The organism is Pseudochrobactrum algeriensis (assembly GCF_018436245.1).
GTDB lineage: Bacteria > Pseudomonadota > Alphaproteobacteria > Rhizobiales > Rhizobiaceae > Pseudochrobactrum > Pseudochrobactrum saccharolyticum.
The window spans coordinates 19805-42649 of the sequence record NZ_CP075361.1 but is presented as its reverse complement, the minus strand read 5'-3'; the positions used below and the strand labels follow the sequence as shown (position 1 = coordinate 42649).

Below are 22845 nucleotides of genomic sequence, written 5' to 3'. Positions count from 1 at the left end.
TGCCAATGGTCTGCCTGCCTAAAGTCACGAAATCCCGTCAGTTAGACGCAGGTTCCGCAGGCGATTCTTTTTTCACAGAGGATGTGATGAATGGTGAAAGCTTCTGTACGCTGCCGCCGCCATGGCTGACACACGGGGTCTTGCCATCCACACAACGACCGATAACAGCACTGAAAAGACCAGGCTCAGTTGAGGCATAATGCGTAACCGGATGCTTTTCTGTCGGCTGATCCAGTTCGATATAACCGGCACGGTTCAGTGCTTTGTCAGAGGTGCGAACTTCGGAAACCCATTTTTCAAAGTCGGCTTCGTTTTTCACATGGGTTGTGAAACGCATTTGCGCAAAACCGTCACCGCTATAGTTCGCGGAGATACCTTCATAGGAACCGATTTCATTACCGATAAGGTGCAGCTTGGTCTGCATGCCAGGCATTGCATAAACCTGACCGCCCAGAGCCGGAATGAAGAAGGAGTTCATCGTGTGACCGGAAGTGATGCGGAAGTTCAGCGGACGATCAACCGGTACGACCAGCTCATTCACCGAGGCAATCCCCTGCTCCGGATAGATGAACAGCCATTTCCAGTTCATAGCCACAACTTCAACTTGAACCGGCTTTGCCGCATGTTCCAGCGGGCGGTATGGATCCAGTTCATGGGTCTTAATCCAGGTCACATAACCAAGAATGAGAATGACGATGCACGGAATAATCCAGACAGCGGCTTCAATCTTGTTTGAGTGATGCCAGTCCGGCAGATATTCATTATCTTTGTTGGCGCGATATTTATTCGCGAAATACAAGGTCGCGATAATGACCGGCACAACAATCAGCGACATGATGACTGTCGCGAAAACAATCAGGTCGCGCTCTTTAATGCCGACTTCGCCTTTAGGAAACAGCACAACCTGCTGACACCCTGCCAGTATAGCCGTCAGCATCAGAACCGCACCGATACCTGCCGACCGGAATAATCTGTGTTTCATTTAATTTTTCCGTCTTGAATGCGCCCGGGACAGGCCACATATCAACATTCACCAAGATATTTCAGGCTCATGAATAAGCTCAAAAACATCTTAACTGCTTTGAAATGCTGTATTATTTCTTATCTGACATTGTTTCAGACTAAGAAGAACATACAGTAGTTTCGGTAAATTCTGAAATTCATAAACAAAAAAGCGCCGTATTTCAACACCGGCGCCTATACGCATATATTTCAGAAAACCCGGCCGGAGCAATTTCATCTCTCAGAAAAGATAAAAGCTGCTCCCATCAGACCGGAATATCGAATGTCTGACCCCACAATTGACGGGCATATCAGACCGATTCACTCCGGCATCCAGAACTTTTGCGGTTTCTATAAGCAGGAAAGCATCTAACAGCAAGATGAATCTCGGTCACGTTTCCGCGTCCGGAGCAAAAACTATCCGGCAGGCATAAGACGGCACATGAAACATGGGAAATCAGGAAACAGCGGCAAAGGTCCAAGGCATTTCACAGTCAGGTCGGATCAACTTGACGACAGCGATAATGCGACCAAATAAAGAATCCAGAGCATGTCACGGAAAAGCGGGCACCGGTTTTCCGATAACAACATGCGTAAAAAACAAGGAGACAGAGCGAGCGATATGATGCAATCCGGACGTCAATCGCTTCAGGCAAAAAAGCTTTAAAAAATGAAAAAGGCCGGGATGTCCCGACCTTCCATGAAACGCCTCAACCAATGCCAGTACATCCGTGGTCAATAGTCAGGCGAATTTCTTAAACTTTATTTATGTATAGGCCCCGATTATTTCAAGAGCATGACAGATTTACGTTATCTTTGTGTCATCTATCTTGCTTTTGCATCCTGCTGCTCCGGCATAAGCACAGCCCGACAGCCGGATTATGCTACGGCGCGATCCTGATACAGTTCCTGTTCTCTTTCCTCTTCCTGCGCAATATAGGCATAAACCTCATCCATACATTGCTGCAGCATATCGAGATCAACAGGCCCCATGCGGCTGAGATAAATATCCATCTCGGAAGCAGGCACACCACGCTTAATCATTTCGACAATCGCCTGTACGACTATGGTTTTCTGATCAAATCTGTAGCGCTGCATACCCCACCTCACGCATCTCAGGGTTCTCCTCCCCTTTATGCACCCATATGGTTAATATGACGTGAAGATGGAACATTTAACAACAGCAAATAACTGTCATTTTTTAACAAGATCTCCGCAAAATGATATATCTGCGCAATAAAAACGACCTGCATTATATTATAAAATTATAACTTACATATATCTAATAGCTTAAAAACAAAAACTGCCCGCCGGTATATTTTCCGGTAGGCAGTATTCATATTTCTATTTGCTGAAAGACAGCAGATCAGTTTAACGGATTACATACCGTCATTCTGTCCGATGATCTCGCGCTTACCGACATGATTGGCAGCGCCGACAAGACCTTCCTGCTCCATACGCTCCACCAGAGATGCGGCACGGTTATAACCGATCGACAGGCGGCGCTGGATATAGGATGTTGAGCATTTCTTATCCCGCAACACCACTTTGACAGCCTTTTCGTAAAGATCATCGCCATCATCGGATGCCATATCGCTCTTGTCAAAGACCGCGCTGTCATCTTCAACCGCTTCCGTGTCTTCTTCGTCAGCAGTTACGGTTGCCAGATAGTCAGGGCGCCCCTGTTCTTTCAGGTGATTGACGACTTTTTCAACTTCCTCATCCGATACGAAAGGACCATGGACACGGACAATGCGACCGCCACCGGCCATATGCAGCATATCGCCCTGACCAAGCAGTTGCTCAGCACCCTGCTCACCGAGAATGGTACGGCTGTCAATCTTCGACGTGACCTGGAAGGAAATACGGGTCGGGAAATTCGCCTTGATCGTACCGGTGATCACATCAACAGAAGGTCGCTGTGTCGCCATGATCAGGTGAATACCGGCCGCACGCGCCATCTGCGCCAGACGCTGGATCGCACCTTCGATTTCCTTACCGGCAACCATCATCAGGTCGGCCATTTCATCGACGATAACGACGATGTAAGGCATTGGCGTCAGATCCATTTCCTGTTCTTCATACAGGATTTCACCAGTCGCCTTGTCAAAGCCAGCCTGTACCGTACAGGTAACAGTCTCACCTTTTTCACGCGCTGCAGCTGCACGGGCATTATAGCCGTCAATATTACGCACACCGAGACGCGACATCTTGCGATAGCGCTCTTCCATTTCGCGCACGGTCCATTTCAGTGCCACGACGGCCTTTTTCGGATCGGTTACGACAGGAGTGAGCAGATGCGGAATACCGTCATAGATCGACAGTTCCAGCATTTTCGGATCGATCATGATCAGGCGGCATTCTTCCGGCTTCAGGCGGTAGAGCAACGACAGGATCATGGTGTTGATTGCCACGGATTTACCGGAACCGGTCGTACCGGCCACCAGCAGATGCGGCATCTTCGCAAGCTCAGCAATTACCGGCTCCCCGCCGATGGTTTTGCCAAGGCAGAGCGCCAAACGGCAATTGGTGCGCTCGAAAGCAGGCGATTCAATCAGCTCGCGAAAATACACGGTTTCGCGGATCGAATTCGGCAATTCAATACCGATCACATTACGCCCCGGCACCACTGCAACACGGGCAGAGAGTGCCGACATGGAGCGAGCGATATCATCAGCCAGACCAATCACGCGCGAGGATTTAACACCCGGGGCCGGTTCAAATTCATAGAGGGTGACAACCGGACCCGGACGCACATGGATGATTTCACCACGCACACCGAAATCTTCCAGAATGCTTTCCAGCAAACCAGCGCTGCGTTCCAGCATTTCCTGCGAAATAATCGCACCGTCTTTATAAACAGGCTCCTGCAACAAAGCACGAGGCGGATATTCATAACCTTCACCGGACATTACAGTTCCGGTTTCAATAGCGGTCGGCGAGAAAATCGACAAGTTGATCGAGGCCGACGGATTGCGTGGCGCAGGAGCGGCAGCGAATGTTACCGGTGCAACAGTTGGTGCGACAGGTGTTTCTTCCTGTTCCGCCACAGTTTCCTGCACCAGATCACAATCTTCCACCACAGTTTCAGCAATTGGTTCAGCAACTATTTCAGCTGGCATTTCTGCAAGCGGCTCGGCAGCAACGGCCACAGCTTCTTCTGCTGCCGGTACGGACACTGCATTCAGCGGCGGCTGCATATTCAATGCCTGTGTGGCAATTGAATAGACCGGCATCTGATAGCCGGACAGGCCAAAACTAAAGGATGGCAGGAACGGATTGCTGACAGTCTGTGCAGGCTCTGCCACAGCGGCAACAGTTTCTGCAAGCTCAGCCACGGCTTCCGCAACCGGTGCCGGTGTTTCAGCTTCCATCTCGACTGCGGTTTCCACAACAGTTTCCGCTACGGTTTCAGCAATCTGTGCTTCTTCATGCACTGGTCGCCATTCAACAGTACGGAACATGCTCAGAATTGATTTTTCTTCCGCAACCGGTGCTGCTTCTGCAACAGGCATCACGGCTACAGGTGCCAATACAGGTGCGGAAATTTCTGCCGGTTCTGTCACTGTCTCAACAACAGCTTCCGCAGCAGGGGTGATTTCCGGCAATCCGGCAAATTCCCAGAAGGCAAAATCAGACAAATGGCTCAGCTGCAAACCGCCCTGCTCTGTCTCAGTAACCGGAGCAACAGGTTCAGCAAGCACAGGCTGCTGCGGCTCAGGCAGATGCGAAACCACAGCATTGACCACTTCAGCTTCCGGCACGATTGAGACCACCGGTGTCGGCACGGTACCGGCCAGAGGTGCCGCAGCTTCGACATGCGGTGCAACCGGAACGGCAGGCAGGCGCAAACGCGCAGCAACAATCATGCTTGAAGGTCCGCGCAAAACCGGCGCAGTACGAACAGGCTGGGCAGCCACAGGAGCGGCGGTGGCAGGCTGCATGACAGGTGTTGCAGCTACTTCTTTCTGCACAGGTGCAGATGGCTGCACTTCTTCCTCCGCACCGAATTCTTCAATCAGCTTGGCGCGCAAGCGCTGCAATTCATTTTCAGGTGTGCGGGTAAAACGCACATTCTCGGCCAAAGCAAAAGCATTTTTCCAGACCTTTTCGCCGGAGCCGAATTGCTCACGTACAGACAAGCCCTGATAGGCCACATGCGGATTAGGCACGGTCATCGTCGGATTGGCCGGTTTCGGATGTGCCGGAGCAGATACGGCCTGCGGCGCGGCAGGCACAGCTGCTGCAACAGGTTCCTGCGCAGCAGGCTGCGCGACAGCAGTCTGTTCTTCTGCCTTTGCGGATCTGTCCTGATCCATCCAATGCTTAACCGCAAAATTGTTGCTCATCTGCTTACTCCTAAGCGGGTATGACGGGGTAACGGGCACAGGGGCGGCAGTCGATGCTGCCGGTGCGACTTCTGTCACAACCGCCGGAGCATAGCTGAGAGGGGCAACGGAGATTATTTCCGCCACCTCTGATTCTGTAACGACATGTTCCGCTTGCGGCTGTGATACGGGTGCAGGAGCGCCAGAAGCAGATTGTTCCGGCCTCTGTATTTCCTGCGGCTGGGATACCGGTTCACGCATGTCAGCGGAAACCGCAAAGCGGTCAGTCGTTGCAATGGAGAAATTGGATCGGGGAATACGCATGGACCTGAAAAACCAAAAATACGCTACTGAGTTCTGTCCACAAAGTAATAAAAAATGAAGGTTAATAAGTTCCTTCCAAATCGCATTTGTGATCGGCCGGAAACGACGAAAATCAGCCGTCTCTCTTGCGTGAAATGTTAAATTTATAAAATATTTTCAAATATATAACGGATGAGTAACGCAGGATTTCGATGCGCAACAATATTTCTGCACCGCCTTCACACGCGTAAACCACAAGCAAAGGCGCAGCAGTCAGGCATTATAAGCCAGCCGGTATAATTTGCAGCTTCTCACAGCAACCGATTATGGGAGAAAATACTCCGTAAAGACCGGTGTTAAGCAGAAAACAGCTCTGTTTTCTGCTTAATCACAATGAATTGCTCAAATTTTCCCTCAAATCCCCGCACATCAAAGCAATAATCCCTCTCGCAATCGCTGAACGGCTGGGCTAAGGAGACGCCAATCGACCGGTTAAGCGACTCTTTTTCAAAAAGCGGCTCATTCCGGCTCATATAAAGATGGTGACAATCATGCTCTCTTATCAGCGTTATGCAGTTCTCACTTGTGTTGCGCTCCTGACCATTGCCTCCTTTATCGGGGCAGTCTTTTACAGCGAATGGCTCCTTATCATCACTGCCGTCTCAAGCTCTCTGCTTGGGCTGGGCGTCTATGATATTTTTCAGTCCAAACACGCAATTCTGCGCAATTACCCGATCATCGGGCATATGCGCTTTATTCTCGAAAGTATCCGTCCGGAACTGCGCCAGTATATTATTGAAGGCGACCGCGATGAAGAACCGTTCAGCCGCGAAATCCGCGGACTGGTTTATCAGCGCGCCAAAGGCGTTGAGGACAAACGCCCGTTCGGTACGATCGAAAATGTCTATAGTTCCGGCTATGCATGGCTGACCCATTCTGCTGTTCCTATGGTGATTAAGGATACGGATTTCCGTGTCCGTATCGGCGGCTCTGCCTGCAAACAGCCTTATGATGCCAGCCTGTATAATATTTCGGCCATGAGCTTCGGCGCGCTTTCTGCCAATGCCATTCTTGCTTTGAACAAAGGCGCGAAAATTGGTGGTTTTGCCCATGATACCGGCGAAGGCAGTATCAGCCGTTACCACCGCGAAGGCGGCGGCGATCTGATCTATCAGGTTGCATCCGGCTATTTTGGCTGCCGTAATGATGACGGCACATTCTCACCGGAGAAATTTGCCGTTCAGGCTGCTGATCCTCAGGTCAAAATGATTGAGCTGAAAATCAGTCAGGGCGCAAAACCCGGTCATGGCGGTATGCTGCCAGCCAAGAAAATCTCACCGGAGATTGCCGAAGCACGCGGTATTCCGATGGGCAAAGATTGCATCTCACCGCCTGCGCATAATACCTTCTCCACACCGATCGGCATGATGAAATTTATCGGCCAGCTGCGTGAACTCTCCGGCGGCAAGCCTGTCGGCTTCAAACTGTGTATCGGTCACCGTCGTGAATTCATGTCGATGGTCAAGGCCATGCTGAAAACCGGTATTTATCCTGATTTCATCGTCGTTGACGGTAAAGAAGGCGGCACCGGTGCGGCTCCGCTGGAATTTGCCAATCGCGTTGGTATGCCGATGCTTGAAGGTCTGACCTTTGTGCATAATACGCTGCGCGGTGCGGGTATCCGCCACGAGATTAAAATCGGTGCGGCCGGTAAAATCGTCTCGGCCTTTGATATTGCCCGTACTTTTGCTCTGGGCGCTGACTGGTGTAATTCGGCACGCGGCTTCATGTTTGCTGTCGGCTGCATTCAGGCACAGTCCTGTCACACCAATACCTGCCCTGTCGGTATTGCCACGCAGGATCCGTTGCGTCAGCGTGCGATCGATGTCGGCGATAAGAGTAATCGCGTTGCACGTTTCCACCGCAATACAATGCATGCTCTGGGTGAGCTTGCCGGTGCGGCTGGTCTCAGTGATCCGCGTGACTTCATGCCCTATCATTTCATGTTCCGTCAAAAGGACAATGAATTTCTCGACGGTAATGAGGTCTATCCGTATCTGCCAAACGGCTTTCTGGTCTCCGGCCCTGAGATTGAAGAGCTCTCCGACTGGTACAGCCGCTGGGATCGCGCTTCTGCTGAAACTTTTGCGCCGCCGGAAATCCCGCATGGACCGTTCATGCGCCGCAAAATCGCTGCCTGATATTAAAAATCCCGCCAAACGGCGGGATTTTTAATATCAGGTATCAGGATCACGCATGGTTTCTTTTTGTGTGATGAGACGGGCACTTTGTAATCCGCTCAGATAAATCCAGAGCCAACTCCACGCGACTGCAAGTCGTGAACGCGTTCCTATCAGAAAATAGATATGGGCAAGACCCCATATCCACCACGCCAGAATGCCTTTCAGCTTGAATTTCCCGAATTCGATAACCGCAACTTTTCGGCCGATTGTCGCCAGATTACCCTGATGCCGGTACTTGAATGCTTCAGGCAGTGGCTCCCCTTTCAGCATGGCACGAATGCATTTTGCAACAAAGCTACCCTGTTGTTTGGCAGCGGGAGCAATGCCGGGCACGGATTGATCCTCACCCCATTTGACCGAGGCCGTATCACCGATCACAAAAATTGACGGATCATCCGCGAGCCGCAAATCCTTAGTGACAATCACCCTGCCCGCACGATCCGATTCTGCCCCGAGCCATTGAGCAGCAGGCGACGCCTGCACACCGGCCGCCCACACGATTGTACGACAGGCAATCGGCTCTTCACCGATTGTAATACCACTCTCATCACAGGCTGTGACCGGCACGCCGGTACGCACGGTCACGCCGAGCTTTGTCAAAGAGGTTTTCACATAGTCAGACAGGCTCTCACTGAAGCTCGGCAAAACACGTGCTCCGGCCTCAACCAGCAGAACTTTCGCCTGACGTGTATCAATACGGCGAAACTCGCGCGGCAGCGTGTGATGAGCAAGTTCTGCAATCATACCGGCCATTTCAACACCTGTCGGCCCCGCACCGATCACAGCGAATGTCAGTAATGCTTCACGCTTGGCCGGATCCGCCTCCAGTTCCGCCTGCTCAAAAGCCAGCAACATGCGCCTGCGGATTGTCGTTGCATCTTCCAGTGTTTTCAGACCCGGCGCAAAGGCTTCCCATTTATCTTTACCGAAATAGGCGTGGCGTGCACCCGTCGCCAGAACCAGTATGTCATAAGGCAGTTCAGCACTGTTACGCAGGCGCACTGTTTTATGAATACGGTCAATACCAACGACCTCATCAAGCAGAGTTGTCACTTCCGGTCGATCACGGAAAAGATGCCGGATCGGCCATGCTATTTCAGATGTTGCAAGCACGGTGGTTGCAACCTGATAGAGCAAAGGCTGGAAAAGATGGTGATTGCGACGATCCACCAAAGTAATGTCAATATCAGCATTTTTCAGCCCGTGAACGACCTGCAGGCCTGCAAAACCCGCACCAATAACCACAAGCTTCTTTTTCATAACGCATCCCGTTCTGCATGAGATCTGTTCGGCTGAAAACATACCACCTATTTTGCCACTATGCTGCATTAACCGTGCCTAAGGCATAGCTTAATGGGCAGGAAGTTCCTAAAAGCAGGTCTGAGCAACAACGATGGATGAAAGCAAACCAATGAATTTGAGCCTTTTTAAGAATCTATGCAAAGACGGTAAATTCAAAGAAGCACTTGCCTTGGCGACAACCGGCTACGAGGATGACAGACTTGCCCCTACCCGCTTTTCAATGGACAAGAAAACCGGAAACCCGATCTTCTACCGAGGCAACAAGCGCGTAGAACTGAACGCCGACAATGAATGGCAAATCTCAAAGAACCTGAATTTCTGATGAAGCTCTGAGCTTAATCAGAAAGCTTTCATGTGACTGACAGCCAGTTGGTTCCTTTTCAGGCAAGGCAAAACCCTTGATCGGAATATGGAGAATCAAACAGAGCATCTTTTTCAAGACATTGTTTTATAGAATAAAATGTTTTGTGATTGTTTGGTGGAGCCAAGCGGGATCGAACCGCTGACCTCTTGCATGCCATGCAAGCGCTCTCCCAGCTGAGCTATGGCCCCATTCCCGATCATGTTTTTGAAACATGCCGACCTGAGCGTCGGTTCCGGTGGTGCGAAGCAGATTGTGATCTGTTCGTGACGGCTACATAAATTGCCTTTTACGGAAGATCAAGAGCAAAAATCAAACTCTTTCAAAGTTATTCAAATTATTTGCAAATCCCGCAGCAAAACATCATTTCCGCAGTGCAAAGGCACTAAAAAGCAAAATGCCCTGCACTGGTGCCAGTGCAGAGCATTTGCAATTCAGGTTCGGAATGACCGGCGATCAGCTTTCGTCGTCGTCGCCAACACCGCCGCCACCGCCGAGAAGACCGGACATATCATCATCGTCTTCGTCTTCGTCATCTGTGGTCAGGAACGGATCATCGTCATCGCCGAGATCCACATCATCGTCATCATCCAGATCAGGAATGTCGTCGCCTTTTGCTTCATCATCCGCATCTTCCAGAGATACGAATTCCGGTGCATCCAGTGCTGTATCCAGTTCTTCGGTTTCTGTCTCTTCTTCTTCCACGCGGGTATCAACGCTGGTTTCGAAATAAGACAGCGGATAGGATTTGCCTGTATAAGGAGAAACAATCGGGTCCTTATTCAGATCATAAAATTTCTTGCCCGTTTCCGGATCGATACGTTTTGTGCCAAGTTCAGATTTTGCCACGTCAAGCCTCATAAGTTGTGCCGGCTGCGGCATCCGCACATCTCCTGAAACAAGAGATAAAACCGGAAAGCCTTTTCGGTGTTTTTTGGTGCATAAACGGATTTCGATGCCTTTGTCAAAGATAAAGACACATGTTTTGCTGAATCATGCTGCTTTGCGGTATTTCGTGGCGAAAATACGCCGCTTTTTCCGCACAATGCCGCACAGGCTTCCGCCTGCATAAATTCCGCTCAGTTTGCAGGATGACCTGCGGCTAAACCTATGCTAGACCTTTGCCACCTCGATTGACCGCGCTGTCTGAAACGCGCTTAAAGCTTAAAAAACGGCAGCATAAACTGACTGTAATATTATGCCTCACTCTCAAGTTTCCAAACCCGCAACCTCCCGTCGCTCACGCGACCTGAAGGGCGATATCCGTATTCCGGGCGATAAATCGATTTCTCACCGTTCTTTCATGTTCGGCGGTCTTGCCTCAGGTGAAACCCGCATTTCCGGTCTGCTGGAAGGCGAAGATATTTTGGCCACCGGCAAAGCCATGCAGGCCATGGGTGCACAAATCCGCAAAGAAGGCGATATCTGGATCATCAACGGCACCGGCAATGGCTGCCTGCTGGAATCAGAAACACCGCTGGATTTCGGCAATGCCGGTACCGGTGTACGCCTGACCATGGGACTGGTCGGCACCTATGATATGAAAACATCCTTCTTAGGCGATGCATCCCTCACCTCACGTCCGATGGCACGTGTGCTCAATCCGCTGCGTGAAATGGGCGTACAGGTTGAAGCCGCGGAAGGCGACCGCCTGCCGCTGACATTACGCGGCCCCCGTACCGCCAATCCGATCCGTTACCGTGTACCAATGGCCTCGGCTCAGGTGAAATCGGCCGTTCTGCTGGCCGGTCTCAACACACCGGGCGTGACCACGGTGATCGAACCGGTGATGACCCGTGACCACACCGAAAAGATGCTACAAGGCTTCGGCGCGGATTTGAGCGTTGAAACTGACAAAGACGGCGTACGTCATATCCATATCACCGGTCAGGGCAAACTCACCGGTCAGATCATTGATGTGCCGGGCGATCCGTCCTCAACCGCTTTCCCGCTGGTGGCTGCGTTGATTACCGAAGGTTCGGATATCATCATCCGCAATGTGCTGATGAACCCGACCCGTACCGGCCTGATTACCACTTTGCAGGAAATGGGTGCTGAGATCGACATTCTCGATCCGCGCCTTGCCGGTGGTGAAGATGTGGCTGACCTGCGTGTGCGCTCGTCAAAACTCACCGGCATCACCGTGCCGGTTGAACGTGCGCCGTCAATGATTGACGAATATCCGGTTCTGGCCATCGCCGCCGCATTTGCGGAAGGTGAAACCATTATGGATGGTCTGGATGAGTTGCGCGTTAAAGAATCAGATCGCCTTGCAGCGGTTGCCCGTGGCCTTGAAGCCAATGGCGTGGACTGCACAGAAGGTGAGATGAGCCTGAGCGTTCGCGGCAATCCGTCCGGCAAGGGTTTTGGCGGCGGCACTGTTGCCACCCATCTCGATCACCGCATTGCCATGAGCTTCCTTGTGCTTGGTCTGGCCTCTCAAAAACCGGTAACGGTTGATGATGCCACAATGATCGCAACCAGCTTCCCTGAATTCATGGATCTGATGCGTGGTTTGGGTGCTGATATCAGCATGGCCGGAGCCCAATAACCGCAATGCAGGATAAAGCTTTTATCATCGCCATTGACGGGCCTGCAGCTTCCGGAAAAGGGACGCTGGCCCGCAATCTTGCCACGCATTACGGTTTTCACCATCTGGATACCGGCCTCACCTATCGCGCAGTTGCTAAAGCCCTGATTGATCAGGGTTTACCGCTCGATGATGAAGCGATTGCTGCGCGCGCTGCACAGGAACTCAACCTCAAAGGGCTGGATCGCACTGTGCTGTCCGCCCATGATATCGGGGAGGCAGCCTCGAAAGTGGCCGTCATGCCGGAAGTGCGCCGTGCCCTTGTGGAAGCGCAGCGCAAATTCGCAGAAAATCTGCCCGGCACTGTGCTGGACGGCCGTGATATCGGCACCGTTGTCTGCCCTGATGCGCCGGTGAAACTCTATATCACCGCTTCAGCGGAAGTGCGTGCAGAGCGCCGTTTTAATGAAATGCGTGCAAAAAACGCGGATGCAGATTATAATGAAGTTCTGGACGATCTGAAGCGCCGTGATGAGCGCGACATGAACCGCTCTGCTTCGCCTTTAAAACCTGCAAGCGATGCGCACTTGATCGATACCAGTAAAATGGATATAGAAGCGGCATTTCTAGAAGCTAAAAAGCTGATAGATGCTGCATTGCGCGCCTGACATTGGTCTGAATTTCAGAAAAATCGTCGAATTGTGCGTCTTTTATATAAAAATTGTCTGTTTTCAGGCCATGCGCCGGATTGTTCTTTTTAAGAACGGCTTGTCTTCAGACTTTCTCGAAACACCAACCCCCGGCGCCGTATCGCGTGAATTTCACGGATACATCAGGAGTCTACATGTCAGATTTTAACCCGACACGCGAAGATTTTGAAGCTCTGCTGGCTGAGTCCTTCGCCAATAATGACCTTGCAGAAGGTTATGTTGTTAAGGGCCGTATTGTTGCCATCGAAAAAGACATGGCAATCATCGATGCAGGTCTCAAAGTTGAAGGCCGCGTGCCGCTGAAGGAATTCGGCGCTAAGGGCAAAGACGGCTCGATGAAGCCGGGCGACGAAGTAGAAGTTTACGTTGAGCGTATCGAAAACGCGCTTGGCGAAGCTGTTCTGTCGCGCGAAAAAGCTCGCCGCGAAGAAAGCTGGGTTCGCCTCGAAGAGAAATTCGGCAAAGGTGAGCGCGTTGATGGCGTTATCTTCAATCAGGTTAAGGGTGGTTTCACCGTTGATCTCGATGGTGCCGTTGCGTTCCTGCCACGTTCACAGGTTGACATTCGTCCGATCCGCGACGTTACACCTCTGATGCACAACCCGCAGCCGTTTGAAATCCTGAAAATGGACAAGCGTCGCGGCAACATCGTTGTGTCCCGTCGTACCGTTCTGGAAGAATCCCGTGCGGAACAGCGTTCTGAAATCGTTCAGAACCTTGAAGAAGGTCAGGTTGTTGACGGCGTTGTTAAGAACATCACCGATTACGGTGCGTTCGTTGACCTCGGCGGCATCGACGGCCTGCTGCACGTTACCGACATGGCATGGCGCCGTGTAAACCATCCGTCCGAAATCCTGACCATCGGTCAGCAGGTTAAGGTTCAGATCATCCGCATCAACCAGGATACACATCGTATTTCCCTGGGCATGAAGCAGCTGGAAAATGATCCTTGGGATGGCATCGGTGCGAAATATCCGATCGGCAAAAAGATCACTGGTAACGTAACCAACATCACCGATTACGGTGCATTTGTTGAAATCGAACCAGGTATCGAAGGTCTGATCCACGTTTCTGAAATGTCCTGGACAAAGAAGAACGTACACCCGGGCAAAATCCTGTCGACCTCTCAGGAAGTCGAAGTTGTTGTGCTCGAAGTGGATCCGGTCAAGCGCCGTATTTCGCTCGGTCTCAAGCAGACCCTCGACAATCCATGGACAACCTTTGCTCAGAAATACCCAGCCAACAGCGTTGTTGAAGGCGAAGTCAAGAACAAGACCGAATTCGGCCTGTTCATTGGTCTCGACGGCGATGTAGACGGCATGGTTCACCTGTCGGATCTCGACTGGAACCGTCCGGGCGAACAGGTTATCGAAGAGTTCAACAAAGGTGACGTTGTTAAGGCAGTCGTTCTCGATGTAGACATCGAAAAAGAACGTATCTCCCTCGGCATCAAGCAGCTGACCGGCGACAGCGTTGGTGAAGCAGCTTCTTCCGGCGACCTGCGCAAAAACGCAGTTGTTTCCTGTGAAGTAACCGGCATCACCGATGGCGGCATCGAAGTTAAACTGGTTGACCACGACATCGAAAGCTTCATCAAGCGTTCGGATCTGTCCCGTGACCGTGACGAGCAGCGCCCAGAGCGTTTCTCCGTTGGCCAGAAAGTTGACGCACGCGTTATCTCCTTCGACAAGAAAACCCGCAAGCTGCAGGTTTCCATCAAGGCTCTCGAAATTGCTGAAGAAAAAGAAGCAGTTGCTCAGTACGGTTCCGCAGACAGCGGTGCATCGCTCGGCGACATTCTTGCAGCAGCAATGAAGAAGTCCGAAAACAACTAATATGGATTAAGCAGGACTTGTCCTTGTGATCTGAGTCCTGTTTCATTCCAGAGTTGAAAATCCCCCGCCGGAGCAATCCGGCGGGGGATTTTTTTATTACAACAATACAAATACAAAACAGCAATATTAAAATAACAACAAATGAAAATCATTTTATACTTTAAATAAACAATTTCACACGCGTTTTAAATTGAGTTAATATACTTATCGTACTGCAGTATTTTTATATTTTATACATAGATTTTTAAAAAATAAATTTCAACGAAAGGAAACACCATGGCAAAAGGGACATTTTTAAACGTCTTGCCATATGTCTTCGAAGAAGAAGGAGGATATGTTAATCATCCGGCAGATCCGGGTGGCCACACCAATATGGGGATCACTCTGGCTACCTTATCCGCATGGATGGGAACAAAGGCATCTGCTGCCGATATCCGCAATCTCAGTCAGAAGACAGCAGCCGACATTTATAAGAAAAATTATTGGGATAAAATCGCCGGCGATGTACTGCCCGCCGGTATTGACTATGCAGTATTTGATTTTGCCATCAATTCCGGCCCTGCCCGTGCCGCTAAAGCTCTGCAGAAAATTGCCGGAACCTCTCAGGACGGGATTATCGGAGATCAGACACTCAGCGCACTCAATCTTCGCGACCCTGCCTCTGTCATCAATAATCTCTGTGACCTGCGGCAGAACTGGCTGCAAACACTCTCTGCCTTCAAAACTTTTGGCAAAGGCTGGACCGCCCGCGTCAAACGCGTACGCAACCGTTCCCTTGCTCTGGCCAATGAGGCTTCCGGCCAGTCTAAAAAAACAAAACCAAATCAGCCGCGGGAAACAAAAATTTCAATCCCGCCAATCCTCAAGAAACCAGAAACGCTGGCACCGCTCAGCGGTGTAGTCACCGGCATCACCGCTATGGCCTCCGGCAATGGCCCCGTTCAGATTGCTGTCGCGGTTATTCTGGTTGTTCTGACCATTGCTGTTCTGTGGCATTTCCTCAGCCGCAGAAAGAACTGAAAAGTGAGAACCGGCTTCGGAGAAGATACGCGAGAGAAGAAACAGAGCATTTCCAATGATTCAAGATAAACCGGAAATGCTCTATTGCCCGCCCGTTTAAAAGCGGGCGGGCAATATGAGTGAAAGAATTTGATGCAAAAATCAGGCCACGCCCAGCAGAGCAATCAGTGACAGGCTGATTGCTCCCAAAGCCAGCAGGGAGAAGACAGCGGTCAGTGTGACGCGACCACCGGCCTTCATCACCGTACGCACATCCACACCAAGTCCGAGACCAGCCATTGCAATCACTGTCAGCGCTGTACTTGCTTCATGCAGCGGTGGCAGCACCGCTTGCGGGATCAGAGACAGGCTGCGCAGCGCCATCATTCCGAGAAAGCCGAGAATAAACCATGGCACCATCTGCGACAGCTTCGGACGGGCACCGCCCGACTTCGCACCGATCACACCGATTGTCACAATAACCGGCCCCAGCATCAGCACACGCACCAGCTTGACCAATGTACCGATCTGCACACTCAGTGCAGCCACAGGGGCTGTTGCGGCCAAGACCTGCGGTACCGCATAGACTGTCAGGCCTGCCAGAATACCATATTGTGCAGCCGACATGTTCAGCAACGGCACCAGCAGCGGCAGGCACAACACCACCACAACACCCAGGACCGCTGTAAAGGCAATGGATGATGCCACATCATCACTGCTGGCGCCAATAACCGGCGCTGTAGCTGCAATTGCTGAGTTACCGCAAATGGAGTTACCGCAGGCAACCAAAACCGCCATGCGATGCGACAGGCGCATCATCCGGCCGATTGAATAGCTGATACCAATCGACAGCATCACAACACCAGCAATCCCGCCGATCAAAGCCGGCCCTGCCTGCATCACTGCCTCAGCACTGATTGATGCGCCGAGCAGCACAATCGCAATTTCCAGAACCATCTTGGATGAAAACTGGATACCTGCATGATAGCGGCCGGAAAGACTGAACAGTGAACGCACTGCCGCGCCGATCAGAATTGCCAGCACGATCGATTCCAGCCATGCCCGCCCGAATAACTGCGCTTCGACATGCTCCAGCGCATAAGCTGCGATACTCACCAGAAGACAGAGCATAAATCCGGGTAAAATGCGGGAGGAATTAGAACGAAGATTGTGTGACATGACTGCTATTCCGATAATTTTTCCAATTCTATCGCTTATTTCAACCATTCATTCCATTTGAAAATATGGTATATTTCATTCAATAAAATCGAATGATTGAGCACCATGACTCTTGAACAATTACGGATATTTGCGGAGGTCGCCCGTCAGCAGCACCTGACCCGTGCAGCCGAAATCCTGCATCTGACCCCTTCAGCGGTCAGTGCGGCGATCAAAACACTGGAAGAGCGCTATGCGACCCAATTGTTCAACCGGATTGGCCGAAGAATTGAGCTGAATGAGACGGGGCGTATTTTTCTGCATGAAGCTGAAGCTGTGCTTGCCCGTGCACAGGCAGCTGAACTGACACTAACCGAGATTACCGGTCTGCAGCGCGGCAGCCTGCATATCTATGCCAGCCAGACCACAGCAAGCTACTGGTTGCCGCCGGTTCTGGCACGGTTTCACACGGCCTATCCGCAGATTGAACTGAAGCTCTCCATCGGCAATAGCGAGCAGGTGGTCGATGCTCTGCGTGAAGGACTGGCGGATGCGGGATTTATTGAAGCAGAGACTGATGACGCGCTGCTGCATAAGGAACCGGTCGCCTATGACGAGCTGATTACAGTCGTCAATCCCGCACATCCGTGGGCACAGCTTGAAACTTTACCGGCAGAACAACTGAGCGAAAGTTTCTGGATCTTGCGCGAACAAGGCTCGGGTACCCGCGCCGTCTTTGAAACTTACTTGCGTGAGCAAGGCTGCGATCCGGCGGATTTACCGCTGGCGCTGGAACTACCGTCCAACGAGGCGATCTGCTCCGCACTGACAGCAGGCAATTACGCTACTGTGCTTTCCGCTCTTGCAGCACGTCCGCATCTGGCAGCAGGCACATTGAAACAAGTACCATTTACACTGCCGCCACGGCAATTCTGGCTACTGAACCACCGAGAGCGCTACCAGAGCCACGCCTTTAAAGCGCTTTATGCGATGGTCAAAGAAACCAGATAACAATCAGCGAATGGCTTTAACCAGCGCCTTATCAGGAAAACAGGTGGCAGGCTGGCCGTTCTTTGCCTGCCAGACACCGATAGAGCGGCGGGTTTTAAATCCGGCCAGACCATCCGGCTTGCCGACATCATAGCCCTGCTTTTGCAGACGTTTCTGCATATCAGCGACATCGGAGCGATAAAGTCCACCGACATCGCCCCAGCCTTGCTGAAAACCACCAGCACCATAACTTATCCGGTCAGAGACATGGCCGATAAACAGCGCATAGAGATCGCTCATATTATAGTTTTTCAGCACGTAGAAATTCTGCGTCACAATAAATGCAGGACCATGGCGACCGGCAGGCATCAGCAGAAAACCTTCCTGCCCCATTTCCTGAGACGGGAAAGCTTTGCCATTCACACGAGTGACACCCAGTGCCGACCAGTCACGGAATGTCTTGCCCTGATCCGGCCCTTCCAGTGAGCAGGAAACACCTTGCGGCACATTGACCTCAAAGCCCCAGTCGCGGCCTTTCTGCCAGCCGAAATGCTGCAAATAGGTAGCAATAGAAGCAAGTGTGTCCGGCACAGAGTTCCAGATATCGCGCCGTCCGTCACCGTCATAATCAACGGCATGTTTCAAATAAGAGGTCGGCATGAATTGCGGCTGACCCAGCGCACCAGCCCAAGAGCTTTTCAGATGGCCACTGTCCATATAGTTTTTTTGTACGATTTCGAGCGCGGCCAGTAATTCCGCATGGAACATATCCTTGCGTGTTGCCATAAAGGCTTTCGTCGCAAGCACTTCAAAACCGTTATAAGGAATTTTCACCGAACCGAAGGCCGATTCACGTCCCCAGACAGCGACAACAATACCGGCAGGTACGCCGAAATCACGCTCGATTTTCGCCAGCAAGCTCTTATGGGCATTGAGCTTCACCTTGCCATTACTGACAACGGAATCAACTGTGCCCTTGCGGAAATAATTGGCGGGTGAACCGAATTCAGACTGTGTCTGCTGTTTTGGTGTTTGCGGCTTGGTACCGGGTGGTACCAGATCCGGCAGTTTCCAGTTTAGCTGCACGCCGGAGAGAGACTGATTGAACACGCTGCGGCTGATACCGCGCTGTTGCGCCTGCGGCCACAGATCATTCTCCAGCCATTGCTGAAAGGCTGCATTGGTTTTGGATTGGAGTGCAGCAGAATAAGTCTGTGCCTGCGCTGCCGCTATGCTGAGCGGCGCTGCTGCACCAAACAGGCTCAGCGCCACCAGAGCCTGACGGAGGAAAGTCTTCTGCATGGCTGCTCCTGTTATACAAACCCCACCTGAAACTTGGATAAAAAATCGGTTGGTCAGGTTTTATAATGTTGTTCTGGCGCGTAAAGCTGCAGCCAGCGTCCCTTCGTCCAGATAATCCAGTTCGCCGCCAACCGGCACACCATGGGCAAGGCGGGTGATTTTCACATCCATACCATCGAGCTGGTCGGTGATATAATGCGCGGTGGTCTGCCCTTCGACTGTGGCATTGACCGCGAGAATAATCTCTTTGATCTCACCGCCGGTGACGCGCTCGATCAGACCTTTAATATTGAGATCATCAGGCCCTACACCATCGAGCGGTGACAGACGACCGCCCAGCACATGATAGCGCACATTCATAGTGCCTGCGCGTTCCAGCGCCCAGAGATCGGATACATCTTCAACAACGATCAGCGTGGAGGGATCACGGCGCGGATCTTCGCAGACTGTACAGGGATCGCTGGTATCCACGTTCCCGCAACAGGAACAGATACGCACCTTTTCAGCGGCTTCCTGCATGGCAGAGCCAAGCGGCACCAGCAATGCATCTTTCTTCTTGATCAGATGCAGCGCAGCGCGGCGTGCAGAACGGGGCCCGAGCCCCGGCACACGGGCAAGAAGCTGGATCAGACGTTCAATTTCAGGACCGGCGATTCGTTTTGACATAGTGAAGACTTAAAACATTTAACGCCCGAATAGAATCGGGCGTTAATTTATAATCACATGATGTATGGATAATCTGTCGCCTTAAAACGGCAGTTTCATGCCCGGAGGGATTGGCAGACCGGCCGTCAGCGCCTGTGTCTTTTCAGCCATCATCGCTTCCAGCTTGGCTTTCGCATCATTATGCGCAGCGATAATCAGGTCCTCCAGAATTTCGCCTTCGCCTTCTTTCAGCAGCGACGGATCAATTTTCAGACTGGTCAATGTGCCTTTGCCAAGCAGGGTCAGGCTCACCAGACCACCGCCGGAAGTAGCGCTGACTTCCATCTGCGCGATTTCTTCCTGCATGGCCTGCATTTTGGCCTGCATTTCTTTTGCTTTGCTCAGCATCCCCATCATGTCACGCATGTGGCAGAACTCCTCGAATTACTCTTTTTCAATAAATGGTTCATAGCCACGGCAGTTTCAACCGCAGCTAATATTAATCGTCATCATCCAAATCGCCGCTATCCACACCCGGATCCGGCATCTGCATTTCCAGCTCCGTATCATCATCCGGTGTGGTAATGCGCACGTCGATAATTTTGGCACCCGGAAATTTTGCAAGAATCGCCGCCACATCCGGATCAGCGCGGGCATCTGTTACCAGTTCCTCGCGTCGTGCAGTTTCAACTTCAGCTACGGTCTGGCCACCACCGTCACGGGCAACGGAAACCATCCAGCGTTCACCCGTCCAGTCGAGCAGACGCTGTGCCATATCCGTGGCCAGTGTTTTCGGTGCATGTTCGGTCAGCGCAATTTCCATACGGTTCTGGCCGATAGAAACCAGCCGTACGAAATTCTTGACCAGCACTTTGAACTGCAGGTCGCGTTTATTGCCGGCCAGATTGACGATGTCATTCAGGTCGCGGATGCGCACGGCCTGCTGAGCAGGCTCTGTTTTAGGCTGGACAACGGCTTGCGGCTGCATCATCTGCTGCGCAGCAGGCTCAGCTAATCGAAGGGCGGCACCGCCATTATTCTGGCGCTGTACCATCTGACCGGAAACCGCATCAGCGGCTGCATAGGCTGTATTACCGCCACCGGCCCCATTACCACTGCCGCCGCCTTGCGGAACAGATGGCGCAGAATTTCCGCCAGTATGGCCATTGGCAATGGCTTTCAGTGCCTCATCCAAAGTCGGCAAATCAGCGGAATGTGCCAAGCGGATCAGCAGCATTTCGGCCGCCTGCACCGGACGTGATGAGGTTTCCACCTCATGAATACCTTTGAGCAACATCTGCCAGCAGCGCGACAAGGCGCGGATCGACAATGTTTTGGCAAATTCAGCACCGCGTACACGCTCATCTTCCGACAGCGACATATCCTGCGCCACTTCCGGTGTGAAACGCAGGCGTGTGACCAGATGATTGAAGTCCGCAAGATCGCTCAGCACAACGGAAGGATCAGCACCCACATCATATTGCGCGCGGAATTCTTTCAAAACGCCTGCCACATCACCGCGCATCAGCATTTCAAACAGGTCGATAATGCGCGCACGGTCAGCAAGGCCAAGCATTTCACGCACAGTCTGGCTGTCGACTGTGCCGTTGCCATGGGCAATCGCCTGATCGAGAATCGACAGGCTGTCACGCGCAGAACCTTCACCGGCACGGGCAATCATCGCCAGCGCCGTGTCATCAGCCTGCACATTTTCAAGGCCGGTGATCTTGCGCAACAGGCTGGTCAGCGTACCGGATTCAATGCGGCGCAGGTCAAAACGTTGACAGCGCGACAGAACGGTAATCGGCACTTTGCGAATTTCTGTGGTCGCGAAAATAAATTTCACATGCGGCGGCGGCTCTTCCAATGTCTTTAGCAGGCCGTTGAAAGCCTGATTAGAGAGCATATGCACCTCGTCGATGATATAGACTTTGTAACGGGCAGAAACCGGACGGTAACGCACCTGTTCAATAATCTCACGAATATCATCAATACCGGTATGTGAGGCAGCATCCATCTCGATCACATCGACATGGCGGCCTTCCATAATCGCCTGACAGTGCTCACCCAATTCGGTCAGATGCACACTTGGCTGATCAATCGTGTCGGTTTTATAATTCAGGCCGCGCGCCAGAATACGCGCTGTTGTGGTTTTACCCACCCCGCGCACGCCGGTCAGCATCCAGGCCTGAGCAATACGTCCTGCTTCAAAAGCATTGGTCAGGGTGCGCACCATCGGCTCCTGACCATAAAGATCGTCAAAATTCTGCGGGCGGTATTTACGGGCGAGAACGCGATAGGCGTTGTCTGCCGGTTTATTATCCATGGATTTCGCGCGCTCCTTCAGATCCCGTCTTTAAACTTCACTGCTGTAGCACAGATCGTCAGCCGATTGAAAACAGAAAGCGGCCTCTCGGAAAACTTAGAATTTTCCGTGCACAACAATCTGATTTTCAGGGGAGAAAAAAGGTGGGAGGCTGGCACGATGACCCGTGCCGAGCTCGTTAGGGCTGCTTCCTTCCGGACCTGACCCGGTTGGCGAGTGGTACGTCCACCACCAACCTCCCGCGCTTCATATCGGAAATTTGAACACAAAATGCAAGGCTCAAATAGGTCGAGATAAAAAAATATAGATTATTTTCATGCATTTTATGTTTGAATAGTTCCAGACTAACCGCAAAAACTGCCGGACAAGAACAATATCCCTCACAAAGGCACCGCATCATGCCAGATTTCGCCCTCGATCAACGTCTGCAAAATGACAGCTTTCCTATCGGCCCGCTTGGCCTGTGCCAGCTTTTACTGATGAATGACAAGCGTTGGCCATGGCTGATCCTTGTACCGCAACGTGCGGATATGTCTGAAATTCACGAGCTGACCCCGCTCGATCAGACCATGCTCAGCTTTGAGACTTCTATGGTTGCCGAAGCCATGAAAACAGCGACAGGCTGCGAGAAAATCAACAGTGGTGCGCTCGGCAATATTGTACGCCAACTGCATATTCACATTGTTGCCCGTAACAGCGGTGATGCGGCATGGCCGGGTCCGGTCTGGGGCCATGGCACGCGCGAACCTTATACGGACGAAGAAGCCAGCAAACTGATCAGCGATTTGCGCGCCCGTCTTTCTGCGTGATT

The 22845-nt window shown here is 51.8% G+C and carries 18 protein-coding genes, 1 tRNA gene and 1 other RNA gene; 8 read left to right on the top strand and 12 right to left on the bottom strand.

What is annotated here, in order from left to right; all coding sequences use genetic code 11:
* Positions 1-37: 37 nt before the first annotated feature.
* The 3 genes from cyoA to KHQ09_RS02425 all read right to left on the bottom strand — a co-directional run bounded on the left by cyoA (position 38) and on the right by KHQ09_RS02425 (position 5654).
* Positions 38-982: a ubiquinol oxidase subunit II gene (cyoA, locus tag KHQ09_RS02435; protein ID WP_213596064.1), complete on the bottom strand. Its 945-nt coding sequence runs from the start codon at positions 980-982 to the stop codon at positions 38-40.
* An 899-nt stretch (positions 983-1881) separates the two neighbouring features.
* Positions 1882-2100, bottom strand: a complete 219-nt coding sequence (locus tag KHQ09_RS02430) for a hypothetical protein (protein WP_022710234.1) — start codon at positions 2098-2100, stop codon at positions 1882-1884.
* A gap of 281 nt (positions 2101-2381) precedes the next feature.
* The gene (locus tag KHQ09_RS02425; RefSeq protein ID WP_420801498.1) at positions 2382-5654 is read right to left on the bottom strand and encodes a DNA translocase FtsK; all 3273 of its coding nucleotides are present in this window, start codon (positions 5652-5654) and stop codon (positions 2382-2384) included.
* Positions 5655-6184: 530 nt separating this feature from the next.
* Here KHQ09_RS02425 and KHQ09_RS02420 point away from each other — a divergent pair.
* The gene (locus KHQ09_RS02420) at positions 6185-7834 is read left to right on the top strand and encodes an FMN-binding glutamate synthase family protein (protein WP_116087131.1); all 1650 of its coding nucleotides are present in this window, start codon (positions 6185-6187) and stop codon (positions 7832-7834) included.
* A 36-nt stretch (positions 7835-7870) separates the two neighbouring features.
* On the opposite strand, the gene KHQ09_RS02415 is transcribed toward KHQ09_RS02420, so the two are convergent.
* Complete coding sequence (locus tag KHQ09_RS02415) at positions 7871-9136, bottom strand: NAD(P)/FAD-dependent oxidoreductase (protein WP_213596062.1); 1266 nt, start codon at positions 9134-9136, stop codon at positions 7871-7873.
* Between the two features lie 151 nt (positions 9137-9287).
* Between KHQ09_RS02415 and KHQ09_RS02410 the strand changes: the two genes are divergently transcribed.
* Complete coding sequence (locus KHQ09_RS02410; RefSeq protein WP_028233464.1) at positions 9288-9500, top strand: hypothetical protein; 213 nt, start codon at positions 9288-9290, stop codon at positions 9498-9500.
* A 154-nt stretch (positions 9501-9654) separates the two neighbouring features.
* Here KHQ09_RS02410 and KHQ09_RS02405 read toward each other — a convergent pair.
* Positions 9655-9730: transfer RNA gene (locus tag KHQ09_RS02405), tRNA-Ala, on the bottom strand.
* Positions 9731-9995: 265 nt separating this feature from the next.
* A complete protein-coding gene (locus KHQ09_RS02400) occupies positions 9996-10388 on the bottom strand; it encodes a TIGR02300 family protein (protein ID WP_028233465.1) in 393 nt (130 codons plus the stop codon).
* 349 nt (positions 10389-10737) lie between these two features.
* Between KHQ09_RS02400 and aroA the strand changes: the two genes are divergently transcribed.
* From aroA to KHQ09_RS02380, 4 genes are all read left to right on the top strand, one after another.
* Positions 10738-12090 carry a 3-phosphoshikimate 1-carboxyvinyltransferase gene (aroA, locus tag KHQ09_RS02395; RefSeq protein ID WP_213596060.1) on the top strand — a complete coding sequence of 451 codons (1353 nt, stop codon included), beginning with the start codon at positions 10738-10740 and terminating at the stop codon, positions 12088-12090.
* Between the two features lie 5 nt (positions 12091-12095).
* Positions 12096-12737: a (d)CMP kinase gene (cmk, locus tag KHQ09_RS02390; protein ID WP_213596058.1), complete on the top strand. Its 642-nt coding sequence runs from the start codon at positions 12096-12098 to the stop codon at positions 12735-12737.
* 176 nt (positions 12738-12913) lie between these two features.
* On the top strand, positions 12914-14614 hold the full coding sequence (gene rpsA / locus KHQ09_RS02385) for a 30S ribosomal protein S1 (RefSeq protein WP_022710244.1): 1701 nt from the start codon (positions 12914-12916) through the stop codon (positions 14612-14614).
* Between the two features lie 276 nt (positions 14615-14890).
* Positions 14891-15634 (top strand): glycoside hydrolase family 108 protein, encoded by a 744-nt coding sequence (locus tag KHQ09_RS02380; protein ID WP_213596056.1) that lies wholly within the window; start codon positions 14891-14893, stop codon positions 15632-15634.
* Between the two features lie 141 nt (positions 15635-15775).
* Here KHQ09_RS02380 and KHQ09_RS02375 read toward each other — a convergent pair whose 3' ends face one another.
* A complete protein-coding gene (locus KHQ09_RS02375) occupies positions 15776-16792 on the bottom strand; it encodes a YeiH family protein (RefSeq protein WP_213596054.1) in 1017 nt (338 codons plus the stop codon).
* Between the two features lie 105 nt (positions 16793-16897).
* Here KHQ09_RS02375 and KHQ09_RS02370 point away from each other — a divergent pair, with 105 nt between their 5' ends.
* Entirely contained in the window at positions 16898-17782 is an 885-nt protein-coding gene (locus tag KHQ09_RS02370) for a LysR family transcriptional regulator (protein ID WP_213596052.1), read from the top strand.
* Between the two features lie 3 nt (positions 17783-17785).
* Here the strand turns inward: KHQ09_RS02370 and KHQ09_RS02365 are convergent, their stop codons facing one another.
* From KHQ09_RS02365 to ffs, 5 genes are all read right to left on the bottom strand, one after another.
* Positions 17786-19063 carry a lytic murein transglycosylase gene (locus tag KHQ09_RS02365; RefSeq protein ID WP_213596050.1) on the bottom strand — a complete coding sequence of 426 codons (1278 nt, stop codon included), beginning with the start codon at positions 19061-19063 and terminating at the stop codon, positions 17786-17788.
* Between the two features lie 60 nt (positions 19064-19123).
* The gene (gene recR / locus KHQ09_RS02360; protein WP_075654014.1) at positions 19124-19729 is read right to left on the bottom strand and encodes a recombination mediator RecR; all 606 of its coding nucleotides are present in this window, start codon (positions 19727-19729) and stop codon (positions 19124-19126) included.
* A gap of 81 nt (positions 19730-19810) precedes the next feature.
* A complete protein-coding gene (locus KHQ09_RS02355) occupies positions 19811-20134 on the bottom strand; it encodes a YbaB/EbfC family nucleoid-associated protein (protein ID WP_022711615.1) in 324 nt (107 codons plus the stop codon).
* A gap of 73 nt (positions 20135-20207) precedes the next feature.
* Positions 20208-22034, bottom strand: a complete 1827-nt coding sequence (locus KHQ09_RS02350) for a DNA polymerase III subunit gamma/tau (RefSeq protein WP_213596048.1) — start codon at positions 22032-22034, stop codon at positions 20208-20210.
* A gap of 143 nt (positions 22035-22177) precedes the next feature.
* An RNA gene (ffs, locus tag KHQ09_RS02345) (signal recognition particle sRNA small type) lies at positions 22178-22274 on the bottom strand.
* Positions 22275-22432: 158 nt separating this feature from the next.
* On the opposite strand from ffs, the gene KHQ09_RS02340 reads away from it, so the two are divergent.
* On the top strand, positions 22433-22843 hold the full coding sequence (locus tag KHQ09_RS02340; RefSeq protein WP_213596046.1) for an HIT domain-containing protein: 411 nt from the start codon (positions 22433-22435) through the stop codon (positions 22841-22843).
* Positions 22844-22845: the final 2 nt, after the last annotated feature.